This window comes from Paraburkholderia sp. Cpub6 (genome assembly GCF_014201065.1).
GTDB classification, from domain to species: domain Bacteria; phylum Pseudomonadota; class Gammaproteobacteria; order Burkholderiales; family Burkholderiaceae; genus Paraburkholderia; species Paraburkholderia tuberum.
Genome location: NZ_JACHDM010000016.1, coordinates 75,945 through 92,152, shown reverse-complemented (window position 1 = coordinate 92,152; position 16,208 = coordinate 75,945). Strand labels below are relative to the sequence as shown.

The following is a 16,208-nucleotide window of genomic DNA, read 5'->3' as shown; positions in this document are numbered from 1 at the left end:
GGGAAAGCGTCGGCGGACCTCCTGCAAACCCTGTCCGACGGCCCGTGACGGCGATTGGCGAGGCCGTCCGGCAGGGGGCCGGCACGCTTGTCGCCGCATCCCGATGGCACGACGGAACGACACGACAACGACCCTGGAACGACACCCGTACACCGTCAGAATACCGCCGGACAAATTCGATCAAGCAACGAGCGAGCCAGATTTTGGATGACTGACGCCACCCTCCTGAGTTCCAGCTATTCACACTATGCCGCGCGCGCCGCCGCGGCCCGCCCGCAACTGGTCGCGCATGTCGGCGCGCTGGCCGACGAACCGCTGACGCGCGAGCGCATCGACGCGCGTCTCGACGAACTGTGCGCCGAGGCGGCGGGCCCAGCCGGTGCGCCGGTCAACGAAGATGCGCTGAAGCGCGCGCTGCGCCAGCTGCGCACCGAAGTGTTCTGCGCGGTGATGGAGCGCGACCTGGCCGGCGAGGCCGATATCGCCGAAGTCACCGGCGCGATGACCGATCTCGCGGAAACGACGATCCAGCGCGCGCTGACGGTGTTGAGCGCCGAGCTCGAAGCGCTGTATGGCGAGCCGCGCGACCAGCAGGGCGAACGGCTCACGCTCGGCGTGGTCGGTATGGGCAAGCTCGGCGGGCGCGAGCTGAACGTGTCGTCGGATATCGACCTGATCTTCGTCTATGAGGACGACGGCGAGACAGCCGGCGGCCAGCGCTCGCCGCTCGCGACCCAGGAGTTCTTCACGCGGCTCGGCAAGCGGCTGATCGGCGCGCTCGCCGAAGTCACCGCCGACGGCTACGTGTTTCGCGTCGATATGCGTCTGCGGCCGAACGGCGATTCGGGGCCGCTCGTATGCAGCCTCGGCATGCTCGAAGAGTATTTCTATGTGCAGGGCCGCGAGTGGGAGCGCTACGCGTGGATCAAGGGCCGGCTCGTGTCCGAGGTCGCGAGCGCCTCGGCGCAGCGGCTGCAGAAGCAGCTCGAGGCGATCGTCACACCGTTCGTCTATCGACGCTATCTGGATTTCGGCGTGATCAGCGCGATTCGCGCGCTGCATCTGCAGATCCGCCAGGAGGCGCAGCGCCGCGCGTCGATGCGCCCCGACAAGGCCGACGACATCAAGCTCGGCCGTGGCGGCATCCGTGAAATCGAATTCAGCGCGCAGGTGTTCCAGCTGATCCGCGGCGGCCAGGACGCCGGCTTTCGCGTGCGGCCGACGCTCGCCGTGCTGCGCCACGCGGCCACGAATGGGTTGATGGATCCGTCGGTGTGCGTGAAGCTGTCGCAGGCGTATCGCTTTCTGCGGGAGCTCGAGCATCGTTTGCAATATCGCAACGACTCGCAGACCCACGCGATGCCCGTCGATGCCCAAGACCGCATGGCGCTCGCGCGCGTGATGGGCTGCGACGACTACCCGCAATTGATGACGAAGCTCGACGCGCATCGCGAGTTCGTCGAACAGCAGTTCGACCAGATTTTCGCCGACAAGGTGGGCGGCCGCGACGGTTGCGGCGCGCCCGAGGACGGCGCGGCCGCGTGGGTGTGGAGCAGCGCGCTCGCCGACGATAGCGCCGACGACGCACTGCGCGCGCGCCTCGTCGAACTGGGGGTGGCCGAGCCCGGTGAGCTGCTCGCCCGGCTGCAGGCGGTGTGGCGCTCGTCGCGCTACACGGGCCTGAACGAGCGCAGCCGGCAGCGGTTCGACATCGTCGCGCAGCGCGCGCTCGAAGCCGCGCGCACGCTGGAGCCGGCCGGGCGGCGCGGCGATACGGTCGCGCGCCTGTTCGATCTGCTCGAAGCGGTGAGCCGGCGCGGCGCGTATCTGGCGCTTCTGACCGAGTATCCGCAGGCGCTGCACCAGGTGCTGTCGGTGCTGGGCGGCTCGCGCTGGGCGGCCGGTTATCTGATCCGCCATCCGCAGCTGCTCGACGAGCTGCTCGACGTCGAGGCGATCAACAGTCCGTTCGACTGGGCTGAATTCAAGCGTACGTTGCGTTTGCGGCTCGCCGCCGCCGATGGCGTCGAGCAGCAGATGGATCTGCTGCGTCACGCGCATCAGGCCGAGGTGTTCCGTATTCTGCTGATCGATCTTGCCGGCAAGCTGTCCGTCGAGCACGTCAGCGACCGGCTGTCCGAGCTCGCCGACGCGGTGCTCGACGTGACGATCGAAGCCGTGTGGAAGCAGTTGGCCAAACGTCATCGCGACGTGCCGCGCTTCGCGGTGATCGCCTACGGCAAGCTCGGTGGCAAGGAGCTCGGCTACGCGTCGGACCTCGACCTGATCTTCCTGTACGACGATCCCGGCGATGCCGCCGCCGACGTCTACGCAACCTACACACGGCGTCTGATCACATGGCTGACCACCGCGACCGGCGCCGGCACATTGTTCGACATCGACCTGCGGCTGCGACCCAATGGCGAGTCGGGCCTGCTCATCACCGACCTCGATGCGTTCCGTCGCTACCAGCTGCGCGAGGGCGACGCGGCGAATACCGCGTGGGTGTGGGAGCATCAGGCGCTGACGCGTGCGCGCTACTGCGCGGGCGATCCGGAGATCGGCGCGAAGTTCGAGGCGATCCGCGAACAGGTGCTGACGACGCCGCGCGAAGCGGCGCCGCTCGCGAAAGAGATCGTCGAGATGCGCGCGCGTGTCGAGGCGGGACATCCGAACCATACGCCGGCGCTATTCGACCTGAAGCACGACCGCGGCGGCATGGTCGATATCGAGTTCACCGTGCAGTACTGGGTGCTGCTGCATGCGGCGCGCGATCCCGAGCTGATCCGCAATACCGGCAATATCGCGCTGCTGCGTGAGGTGTCGCGTTTCGGGCTGATGAGCGAAGCGGAAGCGGAGACGGTCGGCGCCGCCTATCGGCGCTATCGCAAGCTGCAGCACACGCTGCGGCTCGATGGGATGGAGAAGGCGCGGGTCGATCCGGCGCTGGTCGCGGCCGAGCGCGAGGCGGTGCTGGCGTTGTGGAAGAGGGTGTTTGGGTAAGGGCGCTCACGCACTTCGCGTGGCGCATCATGCGCGGCCGGGATCGGTGTGACGTCCCGGCCAGGCCGACTCAGCCGTGTGCGGCCGCCGATGCGCGGCGCAATTTCAGGCGGCCAGCATTTCCTTCGCGTGCTTGCGCGTGGTCGCCGTGATTTCGAGGCCGCCGAGCATGCGCGCGACTTCCTCGATGCGGCTCGCCTTGTCGAGCGAGCTCACGCTGCTGAGCGTGCCGCCGGTGCCGTTGCTCATCTTTGCGACCTGGAAATGATGATCGCCGCGCGCGGCGACCTGCGGCAGATGGGTCACGCACAGCACCTGGCGCGCCTCGCCGAGCTGATGCAATAGCCGTCCGACCACTTCGGCCACGCCGCCGCCGATGCCCGTATCCACTTCGTCGAAGATCAGGGTCGGTGTCGGGCTGGCCGCGCTCGCGATCACTGCGAGCGCGAGACTGATACGCGCGAGTTCGCCGCCTGACGCAACCTTCGCGAGCGGCCGCAGCGGCACGCCGGCATGACCGGCGACGCGGAACTCGATCTGCTCGAGCCCGTGCGCGCCGCCTTCGGGCAGCGGCACCAGCGCGACCTCGAAGCTGCCGCCTTTCATCGACAGTTCCTGCATGCCAGTCGTGACCGCCTCGCCGAGCGCCTTGCCTGCTTTCGCGCGGGCCTTCGACAGCTTTTTCGCCTCGGCGACGAACACTTCCTTCGCTTGCGCTTCGGCGGCGCGCAGGCCGTCGAGGTCGGCGGCGGCGTCGAGCGCGGCCAATTGCTTGCGCCGCTCGGCGTGTTCTTCCGGCAGCGTCTCAGGCCGCAGGCGGAACTTGCGCGCAGCCGAGTGCAGCGCGTCGAGGCGCTTTTCGACCTGCGCGAGCCGCTCCGGATCGAGCTCGAGCTTCTGCGCGTAGTGGCTCAGCGAATACGCGGCTTCCTGCAACTGGATTTCGGCCGGTTCGAGCGCGGCGAGCACGTCGTTCAGCGCGGGGTCGATCTCCGCGAGGTCGCGCACCTTCGACACGATCGAGCCGAGATGCGTGATCATCGCGTCGTCCGATTCGGACAGCGCGCCGAGCGCTCCCTGCACGCCGTCGATCAGATTCGCGGAATGCGACAGCCGCCGATGCTCGGTGTTGACTTCTTCCCATTCGCCCGGCTGTGGCGCGAGCTTGTCGAGTTCGGTGAGTTGCCATGCGAGTCGCTCGCGTTCGAGTTGCAGCTCGCGATCGCGCGTTTGCGCGTGCTCGACGACCTGCGCCTTGTCGCGCCACGTGCGCCACGCGCGCGTGACGGCGGCGGCCAGGTCGGACAGGCCCGCGTGCGTGTCGAACAGCTCGCGCTGCGCGTCCGGGCGCATCAGCAACTGGTGCGCGTGCTGGCCGTGAATATCGACGAGCATCTCGCCGACCTCGCGCAGCTGCGCGAGCGTGGCCGCCGTACCGTTGATGAACGCGCGCGAGCGGCCGTTCGCGTCGACCACCCGCCGCAGCATCACGGTGCCGCCGTGCTGGCCGTCGTCGGCCGCGCCGAGCGCCTGCGTGTCGAGCCATTGATCGACCTGTGCGTGCGTCTCGAACTCCGCGGTGATGTCGGCGCGGCTCTCGCCGGTGCGCACGACGCTCGCCTCGGCGCGCGCGCCTAGTGCCAGCGCGAGCGCGTCGATCAGGATCGATTTGCCGGCGCCGGTTTCGCCCGAGAAAACGGTAAAGCCGCTGTCGAATTCGAGGTCGAGCGCGGCGACGATGACGAAGTCGCGTATCGAGAGGTGGCGAAGCATGGAGGTCGTCGGGTGAGCTTGGGATTCGGGTGGCGGCCGCGGCGGCGTGCGAAATCAAAGTGCCGCTTACGGCCTCGGGTCTTCTTCGTGCGACGGGTACTCGTGCCAGTGCAGCTTCTTGCGTAGCGTCGCATAGTAGCTGTAGCCGACCGGATGCAGCATCGGCACCGTGTGGCGCGAACGGCGCACCTCGATCGTGTCACCGAGCTCCAGCGACGTGAACGACTGCATGTCGAAATTGACGTTCACCTCGCGCCCGGAAACGATCTGGATGCTGACCTTCGATTCGTCCGGCAGCACGATCGGCCGGTTCGACAGCGCGTGCGGCGCGATCGGCACGAGCACGATGCCCTGTAGTTGCGGATGCAGGATCGGCCCCTGCGAGGACAGCGCGTACGCGGTCGAGCCGGTCGGCGTCGCGACGATCAGGCCGTCCGAGCGCTGGTTGTACATGAAGCGGCCGTCGACCGACACGCGCAACTCCGCCATGCCCGAGAAGCCGCTGCGGTTGACCACCACGTCGTTGAACGCGAGCGCGTGGTAGATCGGCGTGCCGTCGCGCACGATGCGCGCTTCGAGCAGCACGCGCTCCTCGCGCTCGAAATTGCCGGACAGCATCTGCGGCACGATCTCGCGCATGTCGGAGATCGGAATGTCCGTGATGAAGCCGAGCCGCCCGTGGTTGATGCCGATCAAGGGCGTGCGATACGGCGCGAGCTGGCGGCCGATGCCGAGCATCGTGCCGTCGCCGCCGAGCACCACGGCGACGTCGGCGCGCGCGCCGATCTCGGCGAGACGCAGCGCCGGATAGTCGGTCACGCCGATTTCGTCGGCGGTGTCTGCTTCGAACACGACTTCCAGGCCGAGCTTCGCGATGCAGGCGGCGAGCGCGGTCAGCGGCTCGCCGATGCCTGGCGTATTGCTGCGCCCGACGAGCGCGACGGTCTTGAACTGGCTGGTCACTTGCATGCCGGCATTACACCATAGGTAGGGCCTGAAAAGAACCGCAGACCAACCCGGTTGTGGGGCGGCGCACGCAGGGCGTCTGCGTATGTCGCGATTATCGTTAGAATGGTGAAGACCCGATGACATGCGAGCCCGCCGACGGCGGTGCATTCGCCGGGAGCGGGCGCCGCGGGCGCTCTCGGCTGCCATGCCAATGAGCTAAAATTTTTCGTCATGCTAGATCCTCGCGCACAAACCCTCCTCAAAACGCTGATTGAGCGCTACATCGCCGAAGGTCAGCCGGTCGGCTCGCGCACGCTGTCACGTTTTTCGGGCCTCGAACTGAGTCCGGCCACGATCCGCAACGTGATGTCGGACCTCGAGGATCTGGGGCTCGTGATCAGTCCGCATACGTCGGCAGGGCGCATTCCGACGCCACGCGGCTACCGCCTGTTCGTCGACACGATGCTGACCGTCGAATCCGCCGCCGACGAGGAGGTGGTGACGCGCACCGTCAAGACCACGCTGCAGGTGGGCGAGCCGCAGAAGATCGTCGCCGCGGCGGCGAGCGTGCTGTCAAATCTGTCGCAGTTCGCCGGCGTCGTGCTCACGCCGCGTCGCAGCCACGTGTTCAAGCAGATCGAATTCATGCGCCTGTCCGACCAGCGCATTCTGCTGATCATCGTGACGCCCGAAGGCGACGTGCAAAACCGCATCCTCGCCACCCAGCGCGACTTTTCGCCTTCGCAGCTGGTGGAAGCCTCCAATTACATCAACGCGCACTTCGCGGGCCTCTCGTTCGACGAGGTGCGCCGCCGCCTGCGCGAGGAAATCGACGAGCTGCGTGGCGACATGACCTCGCTGATGCACGCGGCCGTCACCGCCAGCACCGACGAATCCGACACCGGCGAGACCGTGTTGATCTCGGGCGAGCGCAATCTGCTCGAAGTCGCCGATCTTTCGTCGGACATGGCGCGCCTGCGCAAGCTGTTCGATGTGTTCGACCAGAAGACCAGCCTCCTTCAGTTGCTCGACGTGTCGAGTCACGCGGCGGGCGTGCAAATATTCATTGGCGGCGAATCGAATCTGGTACCGATCGAGGAAATGAGCGTCGTCACCGCGCCGTACGAGGTGAACGGCAAGATCGTCGGCACGCTCGGTGTGATCGGACCGACCCGCATGGCCTACAGCCGCGTGATTCCGATCGTGGACATAACCGCGCGGCTGTTGTCCATGACGCTCAGCCAGCAGTAGTCCTCGGGCTCCGCGGAACTGTCGTCATCGCAGTCCGTGGCGACCATGATGCGCGAACGCGCGGTGTCTGCCAATCGTCCGAATGGCCAGGGGTCTCTGGCGGCGCCGGGCAGAACCCGCGCCGCTATAATGAATCTCCATTGAATCGACTCGCCGCAAAATGCGGTGATTTCTGCTACCTATGCGCTTCGACCTCGAGCGGCCTTCACAGAACGCCACGTCGCATCGCGTCGCCGTGTTGCTGATCAATCTCGGCACGCCCGACGCGCCGACGCCGCGCGCGGTGCGCCGCTACCTCGCGCAGTTCCTGTCCGATCCTCGCGTGGTCGAAATTCCGGCGCTGCTGTGGCAGCTCATTCTGCGTCTGCTGATTCTGCCGTTTCGCGGCCGCAGCTCTGCGAAGAAGTATGCGGCGGTGTGGATGCCCGAGGGCTCACCGCTGCGCGTCCACACCGAAAAGCAGGTCGAGGGCCTGCGCCATCTGCTGCAACTGAACGACTACACGGTGCTGGTCGACTACGCGATGCGCTACGGCACGCCCGGCATTCCGGCAATGCTGAACCAGCTGAAGCTCGCGGGCGCCGAGCGCGTGTTGCTGATGCCGATGTATCCGCAGTATTCGGCGTCGGCCACTGCGACCGCGTTCGACGAAGCCTTTTCCGCGCTCAAGCGCATGCGCAACCAGCCGGAAATCCGCACCGTGCGCCAGTACGCCGATCACCCGGCGTACATCGCGGCGCTCGCCGCACAGGTGCACCACTACTGGCATCTGCACGGCCGCCCCGATTTCGCGGCGGGCGACAAGCTCGTGCTCAGTTTCCACGGCGTGCCCAAGCGCACGCTCGACCTCGGCGACCCGTACCACGAGCAATGCCAGCAGACCGGCGCGCTGCTGATGCAGGCGCTCGATTTGACGTCGGTCGAATGCCGCATCACGTTCCAGTCGCGCTTCGGCAAGGCCGAATGGCTGCAGCCCTACACGGCGCCGACGTTGAAGGAACTCGGCGCGGCAGGCGTGCGGCGTGCTGACGTGTTTTGCCCGGGTTTCACCGCCGACTGCCTCGAAACGATCGAGGAAATCGGCATGGAAGTGCGCGGCGAATTTCTGCAGGCGGGTGGCAAGGAGTTTCACCGGATCGCCTGTCTGAACGCGTCGCAGCCGTGGGTTGCCGCGCTTGGCGAAATCGTTGCGCAGCATCTGCAGGGCTGGCCCGTGCAGGCGGTGCCGGTGCCGCACACGACAGGAGCTTGAATACGCAGATGAACTACCGCATTTCAACCGAACCGGGCGCGAAACTGCGCATCGACAAATGGCTGTGGGCCGCGCGCTTCTTCAAGACGCGTTCGCTGGCCGCGGAGGCGGTCGACAAGGGGCGGGTGCGTATCGGCGGCGTGGCCGTGAAGCCGGCGAAGGACGTGCGTGTCGGCGATCTGGTCGAAATCGAGATCGAGCGCTACGTGTGGCAGGTGGAGGTGCTGGGCGTATGCGACGTACGCGGTCCGGCGAGCGTCGCGCAGACGCTTTATGTGGAAACCGCGCAGAGCAAGGCGAAGCGGCAGGTCGAGCAGGAACGGCGCAAGGTCTACCGCGAGCCGGCCGCCGCGCTGCACGGCCGACCGACCAAACGCGACCGGCGCACTATCGACAGATTTTCAGGTGGGGATTGAGAAACTGCTCCACGGTGGCGTGTGCGCCGCCGTACTCGGTGGTGTGGTCGTTGACCGCACCGGACATGCAGATGGTCGTGGTGCCCGCGATCAGTACCAGTGCGACCACGCCGATTGCAAAGGTCAGTTTCACGGTACTCCCCTTGACGGGCTGAAACAGGCTATCGGAACGACTGTCAGGTGTCGGTAACGCTTACGTCAGATTAGGGTTAACGTGGCGTTGCCGCTCCATGACTGGAGAATAGGTCAGTTGCGGGCTGCACTCAATCTCTATCTGATTGCGCCACGTTGAGGCTTGTTACGGCGCATTTCGCCTGCACGTCGGTGGTGCGAAAAAACCCTCGACCCGCTTGAAACGGCTTTTTCAGGCCCCATCTGGGGTCCGGTCTGGCGGATCGGCGCGAAGACGCGTGTCGCGATTTTGCAAAGCATGAATCGTACTGTGTCGGAACGGCTTGCACCGCCTTTGGCTTTTACTTTTTAACGACTTTCAGCGACATGGAAAACACGCAAGAGAACCCGACGAGCCAGAATCCCACGCCCGCCGACGAAGCCGCGCGCCAGGCCGCCGAGGCGGCCGGGGCCGCTGCTCAACAGCCGGACACCGGCGCCCCCGCGGAACCGGCCCAGGGTGCCGCCGAGCAGGCGCTGGCCGACGCTCAGGCGAAGATCGCCGAGTTGCAGGAAAGCTTCCTGCGCGCGAAGGCCGAAACCGAAAACGTGCGCCGTCGCGCTCAGGACGACGTCGCCAAGGCGCACAAGTTTGCGATCGAGAGCTTCGCCGAGCATCTGCTGCCGGTGGTCGACAGTCTCGAGGCGGCCGTCGCCCATTCGTCCGACGACTTGCAGAAGGTCCGCGAAGGCGTCGAGCTCACGCTGCGGCAGTTGAGCGGCGCGCTCGAGAAGGGTCGCGTCGTGGCGATCAATCCGGTCGGCGAAAAGTTCGATCCGCATCGCCATCAGGCCATTTCGATGGTGCCGGCCGACCAGGAGCCGAACACCGTCGTCGCGGTGCTGCAAAAGGGCTTTGTGATCGCGGATCGCGTGCTGCGTCCCGCGCTCGTGACCGTCGCGGCGCCGAAGTAATCACGTCGACACTCGCTCCGGGCGTTTGCGCCGGTGGCGTCTGCTGCGTCGCTTCGCATCGCTACGTGCCGCAAAGGTCCCATCGATTCAGGCACTTCCGGCGAACCACGCCGGGGGCGCCGCGCAGACTGACGGAGCGGGCTCGCAGCGAAGATTCAGACGCCTCGCCCCGTGATTGAGAAAAATTAAAGACCGCATCGCAAAAGAGGTCTTGAAAACGATGTGGCCGCACTCATTTTGAGTGCAGGTATGAATTGAGAGCGGATCGTCCCGCCGCCAGATGGGCCAACCGGGCGCTTTCCGCAGCGATCAAAGTCAGGAGATTTGTAAAAATGGGCAAAATCATCGGTATCGACCTCGGCACGACCAACTCGTGCGTGGCGATCATGGAAGGCAACTCGGTCAAGGTCATCGAGAACTCGGAAGGCGCGCGCACCACACCGTCGATCATCGCTTACATGGATGACAGCGAGATCCTGGTCGGCGCGCCGGCCAAGCGTCAGTCGGTCACGAACCCGAAGAACACGCTGTTCGCGGTCAAGCGCCTGATCGGCCGCCGCTTCGAAGAGAAGGAAGTGCAGAAGGACATCGGCCTGATGCCCTACAAGATCATCAAGGCCGACAACGGTGACGCGTGGGTCGAAGTGCGCGACCAGAAGCTCGCGCCGCCGCAAATCTCCGCCGAAGTCCTGCGCAAGATGAAGAAGACCGCTGAGGACTACCTTGGCGAGACCGTCACGGAAGCCGTGATCACGGTGCCGGCGTACTTCAACGACAGCCAGCGTCAGGCAACCAAGGACGCCGGCCGCATCGCCGGTCTCGAAGTCAAGCGGATCATCAACGAACCGACCGCCGCGGCTCTCGCGTTCGGTCTGGACAAGGCCGAAAAGGGCGATCGCAAGATCGCGGTGTACGACCTGGGCGGCGGTACGTTCGACGTGTCGATCATCGAAATCGCGGACGTCGACGGTGAAATGCAGTTCGAAGTGCTGTCCACGAACGGCGATACGTTCCTCGGCGGCGAAGACTTCGACCAGCGCATCATCGACTACATCATCGGCGAGTTCAAGAAGGAGCAGGGCGTCGATCTGTCGAAAGACGTGCTCGCGCTGCAGCGCCTGAAGGAATCGGCTGAAAAGGCCAAGATCGAACTGTCGTCGAGCCAGCAGACCGAAATCAACCTGCCGTACATCACGGCGGACGCATCGGGTCCGAAGCACCTGAACCTGAAGATCACGCGCGCCAAGCTGGAAGCGCTGGTCGAAGACCTGATCGAACGCACCATCGAGCCGTGCCGCGTCGCGATCAAGGACGCGGGCGTGAAGGTCGGCGAAGTCGACGACGTGATCCTGGTCGGCGGTATGACCCGTATGCCGAAGGTGCAGGAAAAGGTGAAGGAGTTCTTCGGCAAGGATCCGCGCCGTGACGTGAACCCGGACGAAGCCGTGGCCGTTGGTGCCGCGATCCAGGGCCAGGTTCTGTCGGGCGACCGCAAGGACGTGCTGCTGCTCGACGTGACCCCGTTGTCACTCGGCATCGAAACGCTCGGCGGCGTGATGACGAAGATGATCAACAAGAACACGACGATCCCGACCAAGCACGCGCAGGTCTACTCGACGGCTGATGATAATCAAGGCGCCGTGACGATCAAGGTGTTCCAGGGCGAACGCGAAATGGCAGCGGGCAACAAGCTGCTCGGCGAGTTCAACCTCGAAGGCATTCCGCCGGCACCGCGCGGCGTGCCGCAGATCGAAGTGAGCTTCGACATCGACGCGAACGGCATTCTGCACGTCGGCGCGAAGGACAAGGCGACCGGCAAGGAGAACCGCATCACGATCAAGGCGAACTCGGGTCTGTCCGAAGCCGAAATCGAGAAGATGGTGAAGGACGCCGAAGCGAACGCGGAAGAAGATCACAAGCTGCGTGAGCTGGCCGACGCCCGCAACCAGGGTGACGCCCTCGTCCACAGCACGAAGAAGGCGCTGACCGAGTATGGCGACAAGCTCGAAGCTGGCGAGAAGGACAAGATCGAAGCCGCGTTGAAGGACCTCGAAGACGCGCTGAAGAGCAACTCGAGCGACAAAGCCGCGATCGAAGCGAAGATCGAAGCGGTGGCCACGGCGTCGCAGAAGATGGGCGAGAAGATGTACGCCGACATGCAGGCTGCGCAAGGTGCCGAAGCGGCGGCGGGCGCGGCGGGCGGTGCCGGTGCATCGGCGGGTGCGAGCCAGCAGGCCGACGATGTGGTCGACGCTGAGTTCAAGGAAGTGAAGAAAGACTAAAGCCAGGTCGGCATCCGACCGTAAAGCCGTGCACAGCAATGTGCGCGGCCCGGCTGCACGAGAACGGCGCCCCCGGGGCGCCCAAAGTGCAAGAGCGGTTTTCGCGCCTGGCGAGCCTTTTTGGGGCTCTCCGGGCACGTTCGTTTTATGGAGGGCGTTGTTTTGAACCGTGCCCTGGCGCGGCGCAGACAGCGGCCGGACGAGTCGTGAGACTCCACAGCATTCACAAGGAGCTACCGCGTCGCTTTGCGCGGCGGCGTTGAACCGATATGGCGAAACGGGATTACTACGAGGTTCTGGGCGTCGCAAAGAACGCGAGCGACGACGAAATCAAGAAGGCTTATCGCAAGCTCGCGATGAAGCACCACCCCGACCGCAATCCGGGTCACAAGGATGCGGAAGAGCATTTCAAGGAAGTGAAGGAAGCCTATGAAATGCTGTCGGATTCGCAAAAGCGCGCCGCGTACGATCAGTACGGTCACGCGGGCGTCGATCCGAACATGGGTGGGGCCGGCGCGCAAGGTTTCGGCGGCTTTGCCGATGCATTCGGCGACATCTTCGGCGACATCTTCGGCCAGGCGGCCGGCGGCGGCGCACGCGCAGGCGGCCGCGCGGGCCCGCAGGTGTATCGCGGCGCCGATCTGCGCTACAGCATGGAAATCACGCTCGAGCAGGCCGCACACGGCTATGACACGCAGATTCGCGTGCCGAGCTGGGTTTCGTGCGAAGTCTGCCATGGCTCGGGCGCGAAGCCGGGCACCAAGCCGGAAACCTGCCCGACCTGTAGCGGCTCGGGTTCGGTGCGCATGTCGCAGGGCTTCTTCAGCATCCAGCAGACTTGCCCGAAGTGCCACGGCACCGGCACCTACATCCCCGAGCCGTGCAATCACTGCCACGGCGCGGGCAAGGTGAAGGAAACCAAGACGCTCGAAGTGAAGATCCCGGCCGGTATCGACGACGGCATGCGCATCCGCTCGGCCGGCAATGGCGAGCCGGGCATTAATGGCGGTCCGGCGGGCGATCTGTACGTCGAGATTCATATCAAGCAGCACTCGGTGTTCGAGCGTGACGGCGACGATCTGCATTGCCAGATGCCGATCCCGTTCACTACCGCGGCGCTCGGCGGCGATATCGAGGTGCCGACGCTCGCCGGTCGCGCCAGCTTCACGGTGCCGGAAGGCACGCAGTCCGGCAAGACGTTCCGTTTGCGCGGCAAGGGCATCAAGGGGCTGCGTTCGAGCATCGCCGGCGATCTGTACGTACACGTGCAGGTTGAAACGCCGGTCAAGCTCACCGAAGCGCAGCGCGATCTGCTCAAGCAGTTCGAAAAGGCGCTCGTGGAAGGCGGTTCGCGGCATAGTCCGCAAAGCAAGAGCTGGTTCGATCGCGTAAAGAGCTTTTTCGATTGATTTGATTCGGCGGTCAGTATGACGGTGGACAGTCGCGGCGCGGCGTTCGCGCTGCTCGACGATTGCGGTGCAACGGCGGCGCTTCCGTCGAGCCGCTTGTACACGGGTTTCGTGCGCGAGCGGGTCTGCACGGAGGCGGCGCAGCTCGAAGCCGTGTGCGACAGCGTCGCGGCGGATACCCGAAGCGGTTTGCACGCCGTTGTGCTCGCCGATTATGAATTTGGCCGCGCGCTGATGGGTTTCGATGCGCGCCGGTCTTCTGAAACGCAGCGTGGCAATGCCACGCTGCGTTTTTCATTGTTCGAACGTTGTGCGAAGCTTTCGCGCGACGAGGTCGACGCGTGGCTGACGGCGCGGGACAACGGCGCTTTCGAGCCGTCGGTCGCGGGCACCGAGAACGTGCGCGAGAGCGTCGATCGCGCCGAGTTCGACGCGGCGATCGACGCGATTCACGCCGCCCTGCGCGCGGGCGATTCCTATCAGGTCAACTACACGTACCGCCTCGGCTTCGACGTGTTCGGCTCGCCGCTCGCGTTCTATCGGCGGTTGCGCGCGCGCCAGCCCGTGTCGTTCGGCGCGCTGATCGCGTTGCCGGACGGTGCGTGGGTGCTGTCGTGTTCGCCCGAACTATTCGTCGAAAAGCACGGCCCGACGTTGCGCGCGCGGCCGATGAAGGGCACGGCGCCGCGCTCGCAAGATCCTGCCGTCGACCGGGGTAACGCCGAGTTCCTCGCGACCGATCCGAAGAACCGCGCCGAGAACGTCATGATCGTCGATCTGTTGCGCAACGATCTGTCGCGAGTCGCGCGGATCGGCTCGGTCAGCGTGCCGGCGTTGTTTTCGGTCGAGCCGTATGCGTCGGTGTGGCAGATGACGTCGACTGTCGAGGCGACGTTGCTCGATGGCACCTCGTTCGCGACGATCCTGCGCGCGCTGTTTCCCTGCGGCTCGATTACCGGTGCGCCGAAGCATCGCACGATGCAGTTGATCGACGAACTGGAAAGCACGCCGCGCGGGCTCTATACCGGCGCGATCGGCTGGCTCGATGCGCCGGGCGATGATCACGATTGCGGCGACTTTTGCATGTCGGTCGCGATTCGCACGTTGACGTTGACTGCGTCGACCGCGCAAGCCGGCGGCACGGATGGTCTGCGCGGCAGCATGGGCATCGGCGCGGGCATCGTGCTCGACAGCGTGGCCGCCGACGAGCACGAGGAGTGTCGATTGAAAGCACGTTTTCTGATGGGCGCCGAGCCGGGTTTCGAACTGTTCGAAACGATGTACGCGACGCGGGAAGACGGCGTGCGGCACGTCGAGCGGCATCTGCGGCGCTTGTCGTCGAGCGCCGCGACGCTGGGCTTCGGGTTCGACGAAGCGCGCATTCGTGGGGAGATTTCAGCGCGGTGCGCCACGCTCCCGGCGCAGATGCCGCATCGAATGCGGCTTGCTTTGAGCAAGAGCGGGGTGACCCAGATCTCGGCCGCGATACTTGCGCCGTTGGCGGATGCGATCGTTGGTGTTCTGCTCGGCCCCGAAGCGCAGTTCGCGCCGACCCACGCCGCCGATCCGCTGCTGCGCCACAAGACCACGCGCCGGGCAGACTACGACCGCGGCTGGCGCGAAGCCGAGGCGAAGGGCGCCTTCGATACGCTGTTTTTCAACGAACGGGGCGAACTGACCGAAGGCGGCAGGTCGAACGTGTTCGTGAAGCTCGCGGGACAATGGTGGACGCCGCCGCTCGCGTCAGGCGTGCTGCCAGGTGTAATGCGAAGCGTGTTGCTCGACGAGGCGTCGGGCTTGCGGGCAGGTGAAAAAGTGCTGACGCGGGCGGATGTGCTGAACGCCGAAGCGCTGCTCGTGTGCAACGCGTTGCGCGGCGCGGTGCCGGCACGGCTGGTTGGTTAGAGCACTGAAAAATACGGGAATGCCGCGCGCTCGCGCGGCAATGAAGCATCAGAACGTGTGCTCGGCGCCGGGAAACGTGCCGTCCTTTACCGCCCGCACATACGCCTCGACGGCCGCCTGAATATTTGGCTGCCCCTGCATGAAATCCTTCACGAAGCGCGGTCGCTTGCCAGGAAAAATCCCGAGCATGTCGTGCAGCACCAGCACCTGACCCGAGCAGCCGAGGCCCGCGCCGATACCAATCGTCGGAATGCGCAGCTGCTGCGTGACCTCGCCCGCGAGTTGCGACGGGATCGCTTCCATCACGATCAATTGCGCGCCGGCTTCCTGCACGGCGAGCGAATCGCGCAGCAGCTGGCTCGCGCCCGCTTCGGTCTTGGCCTGCACCTTGAAGCCGCCGAACGCATGCACCGACTGCGGCGTGAGACCCACATGCGCGCACACCGGAATCGAGCGTTCCACCAGAAACCGCACCGTGTCGGCGAGCCATTCGCCGCCTTCGAGCTTGACCATCTGCGCGCCCGCGCGCATCAGTTCGACCGAGCTCCTGAATGCGTCTTCGCGCGTGCCGTAGGTGCCGAACGGCAGGTCCGCGACGATCAGCGCCGACGGCCGCGCGCGCGCGACGCTCGCCGTGTGATACGCGATGTCGGCAAGCGACACCGGCAGCGTGGTCGCCTGGCCTTGCAGGACGTTGCCGAGCGAGTCGCCGATCAGCAGCACGTCGACGCCCGCGCGATCGAGCAGCGCGGCGAAGCTCGCGTCGTAACAGGTGAGCATGGCGATCTTTTCGCCAGCGTCGCGCATTGCCTGCAGTTTCGGCACGGTGATCGCGCTCCGGCTCGCTTCCTGCAAATAAGTCATGGTCAATCCAGTGAAAAAA

Annotated in this window: 12 protein-coding genes; 8 read left to right on the top strand and 4 right to left on the bottom strand. The window is 65.4% G+C overall.

What is annotated here, in order from left to right; all coding sequences use genetic code 11:
• Window positions 1–207: 207 nt before the first annotated feature.
• Complete coding sequence (glnE, locus tag HDG33_RS24185; protein WP_184034469.1) at window positions 208–3,003, top strand: bifunctional [glutamate--ammonia ligase]-adenylyl-L-tyrosine phosphorylase/[glutamate--ammonia-ligase] adenylyltransferase; 2,796 nt, start codon at window positions 208–210, stop codon at window positions 3,001–3,003.
• Between the two features lie 105 nt (window positions 3,004–3,108).
• On the opposite strand, the gene recN is transcribed toward glnE, so the two are convergent.
• Together recN and HDG33_RS24175 are read right to left on the bottom strand one after the other, a co-directional pair.
• Window positions 3,109–4,776 carry a DNA repair protein RecN gene (recN, locus tag HDG33_RS24180; protein ID WP_184034466.1) on the bottom strand — a complete coding sequence of 556 codons (1,668 nt, stop codon included), beginning with the start codon at window positions 4,774–4,776 and terminating at the stop codon, window positions 3,109–3,111.
• A gap of 66 nt (window positions 4,777–4,842) precedes the next feature.
• Entirely contained in the window at window positions 4,843–5,745 is a 903-nt protein-coding gene (locus tag HDG33_RS24175; RefSeq protein WP_184034464.1) for an NAD kinase, read from the bottom strand.
• 210 nt (window positions 5,746–5,955) lie between these two features.
• On the opposite strand from HDG33_RS24175, the gene hrcA reads away from it, so the two are divergent.
• From hrcA to HDG33_RS24160, 3 genes are all read left to right on the top strand, one after another.
• Window positions 5,956–6,975 (top strand): heat-inducible transcriptional repressor HrcA, encoded by a 1,020-nt coding sequence (gene hrcA, locus HDG33_RS24170; protein ID WP_184034461.1) that lies wholly within the window; start codon window positions 5,956–5,958, stop codon window positions 6,973–6,975.
• A gap of 181 nt (window positions 6,976–7,156) precedes the next feature.
• Window positions 7,157–8,227, top strand: a complete 1,071-nt coding sequence (gene hemH / locus HDG33_RS24165; protein ID WP_184034458.1) for a ferrochelatase — start codon at window positions 7,157–7,159, stop codon at window positions 8,225–8,227.
• Between the two features lie 8 nt (window positions 8,228–8,235).
• The gene (locus HDG33_RS24160; RefSeq protein WP_184034455.1) at window positions 8,236–8,643 is read left to right on the top strand and encodes an RNA-binding S4 domain-containing protein; all 408 of its coding nucleotides are present in this window, start codon (window positions 8,236–8,238) and stop codon (window positions 8,641–8,643) included.
• Here HDG33_RS24160 and HDG33_RS24155 read toward each other — a convergent pair.
• Window positions 8,615–8,776, bottom strand: a complete 162-nt coding sequence (locus HDG33_RS24155; protein WP_167368620.1) for a hypothetical protein — start codon at window positions 8,774–8,776, stop codon at window positions 8,615–8,617. The genes HDG33_RS24160 and HDG33_RS24155 overlap by 29 nt on opposite strands.
• A 365-nt stretch (window positions 8,777–9,141) precedes the next feature.
• On the opposite strand from HDG33_RS24155, the gene grpE reads away from it, so the two are divergent.
• The 4 genes from grpE to pabB all read left to right on the top strand — a co-directional run bounded on the left by grpE (window position 9,142) and on the right by pabB (window position 15,325).
• Window positions 9,142–9,729 carry a nucleotide exchange factor GrpE gene (grpE, locus tag HDG33_RS24150; RefSeq protein WP_184034452.1) on the top strand — a complete coding sequence of 196 codons (588 nt, stop codon included), beginning with the start codon at window positions 9,142–9,144 and terminating at the stop codon, window positions 9,727–9,729.
• A 332-nt stretch (window positions 9,730–10,061) separates the two neighbouring features.
• On the top strand, window positions 10,062–12,011 hold the full coding sequence (gene dnaK, locus HDG33_RS24145) for a molecular chaperone DnaK (protein ID WP_184034449.1): 1,950 nt from the start codon (window positions 10,062–10,064) through the stop codon (window positions 12,009–12,011).
• Window positions 12,012–12,280: 269 nt separating this feature from the next.
• Window positions 12,281–13,420: a molecular chaperone DnaJ gene (dnaJ, locus tag HDG33_RS24140; protein WP_184034432.1), complete on the top strand. Its 1,140-nt coding sequence runs from the start codon at window positions 12,281–12,283 to the stop codon at window positions 13,418–13,420.
• Window positions 13,421–13,438: 18 nt separating this feature from the next.
• Window positions 13,439–15,325: an aminodeoxychorismate synthase component I gene (pabB, locus tag HDG33_RS24135; RefSeq protein WP_184034428.1), complete on the top strand. Its 1,887-nt coding sequence runs from the start codon at window positions 13,439–13,441 to the stop codon at window positions 15,323–15,325.
• Between the two features lie 48 nt (window positions 15,326–15,373).
• Here the strand turns inward: pabB and panB are convergent, their stop codons facing one another.
• The gene (gene panB, locus HDG33_RS24130; protein WP_184034424.1) at window positions 15,374–16,189 is read right to left on the bottom strand and encodes a 3-methyl-2-oxobutanoate hydroxymethyltransferase; all 816 of its coding nucleotides are present in this window, start codon (window positions 16,187–16,189) and stop codon (window positions 15,374–15,376) included.
• Window positions 16,190–16,208: the final 19 nt, after the last annotated feature.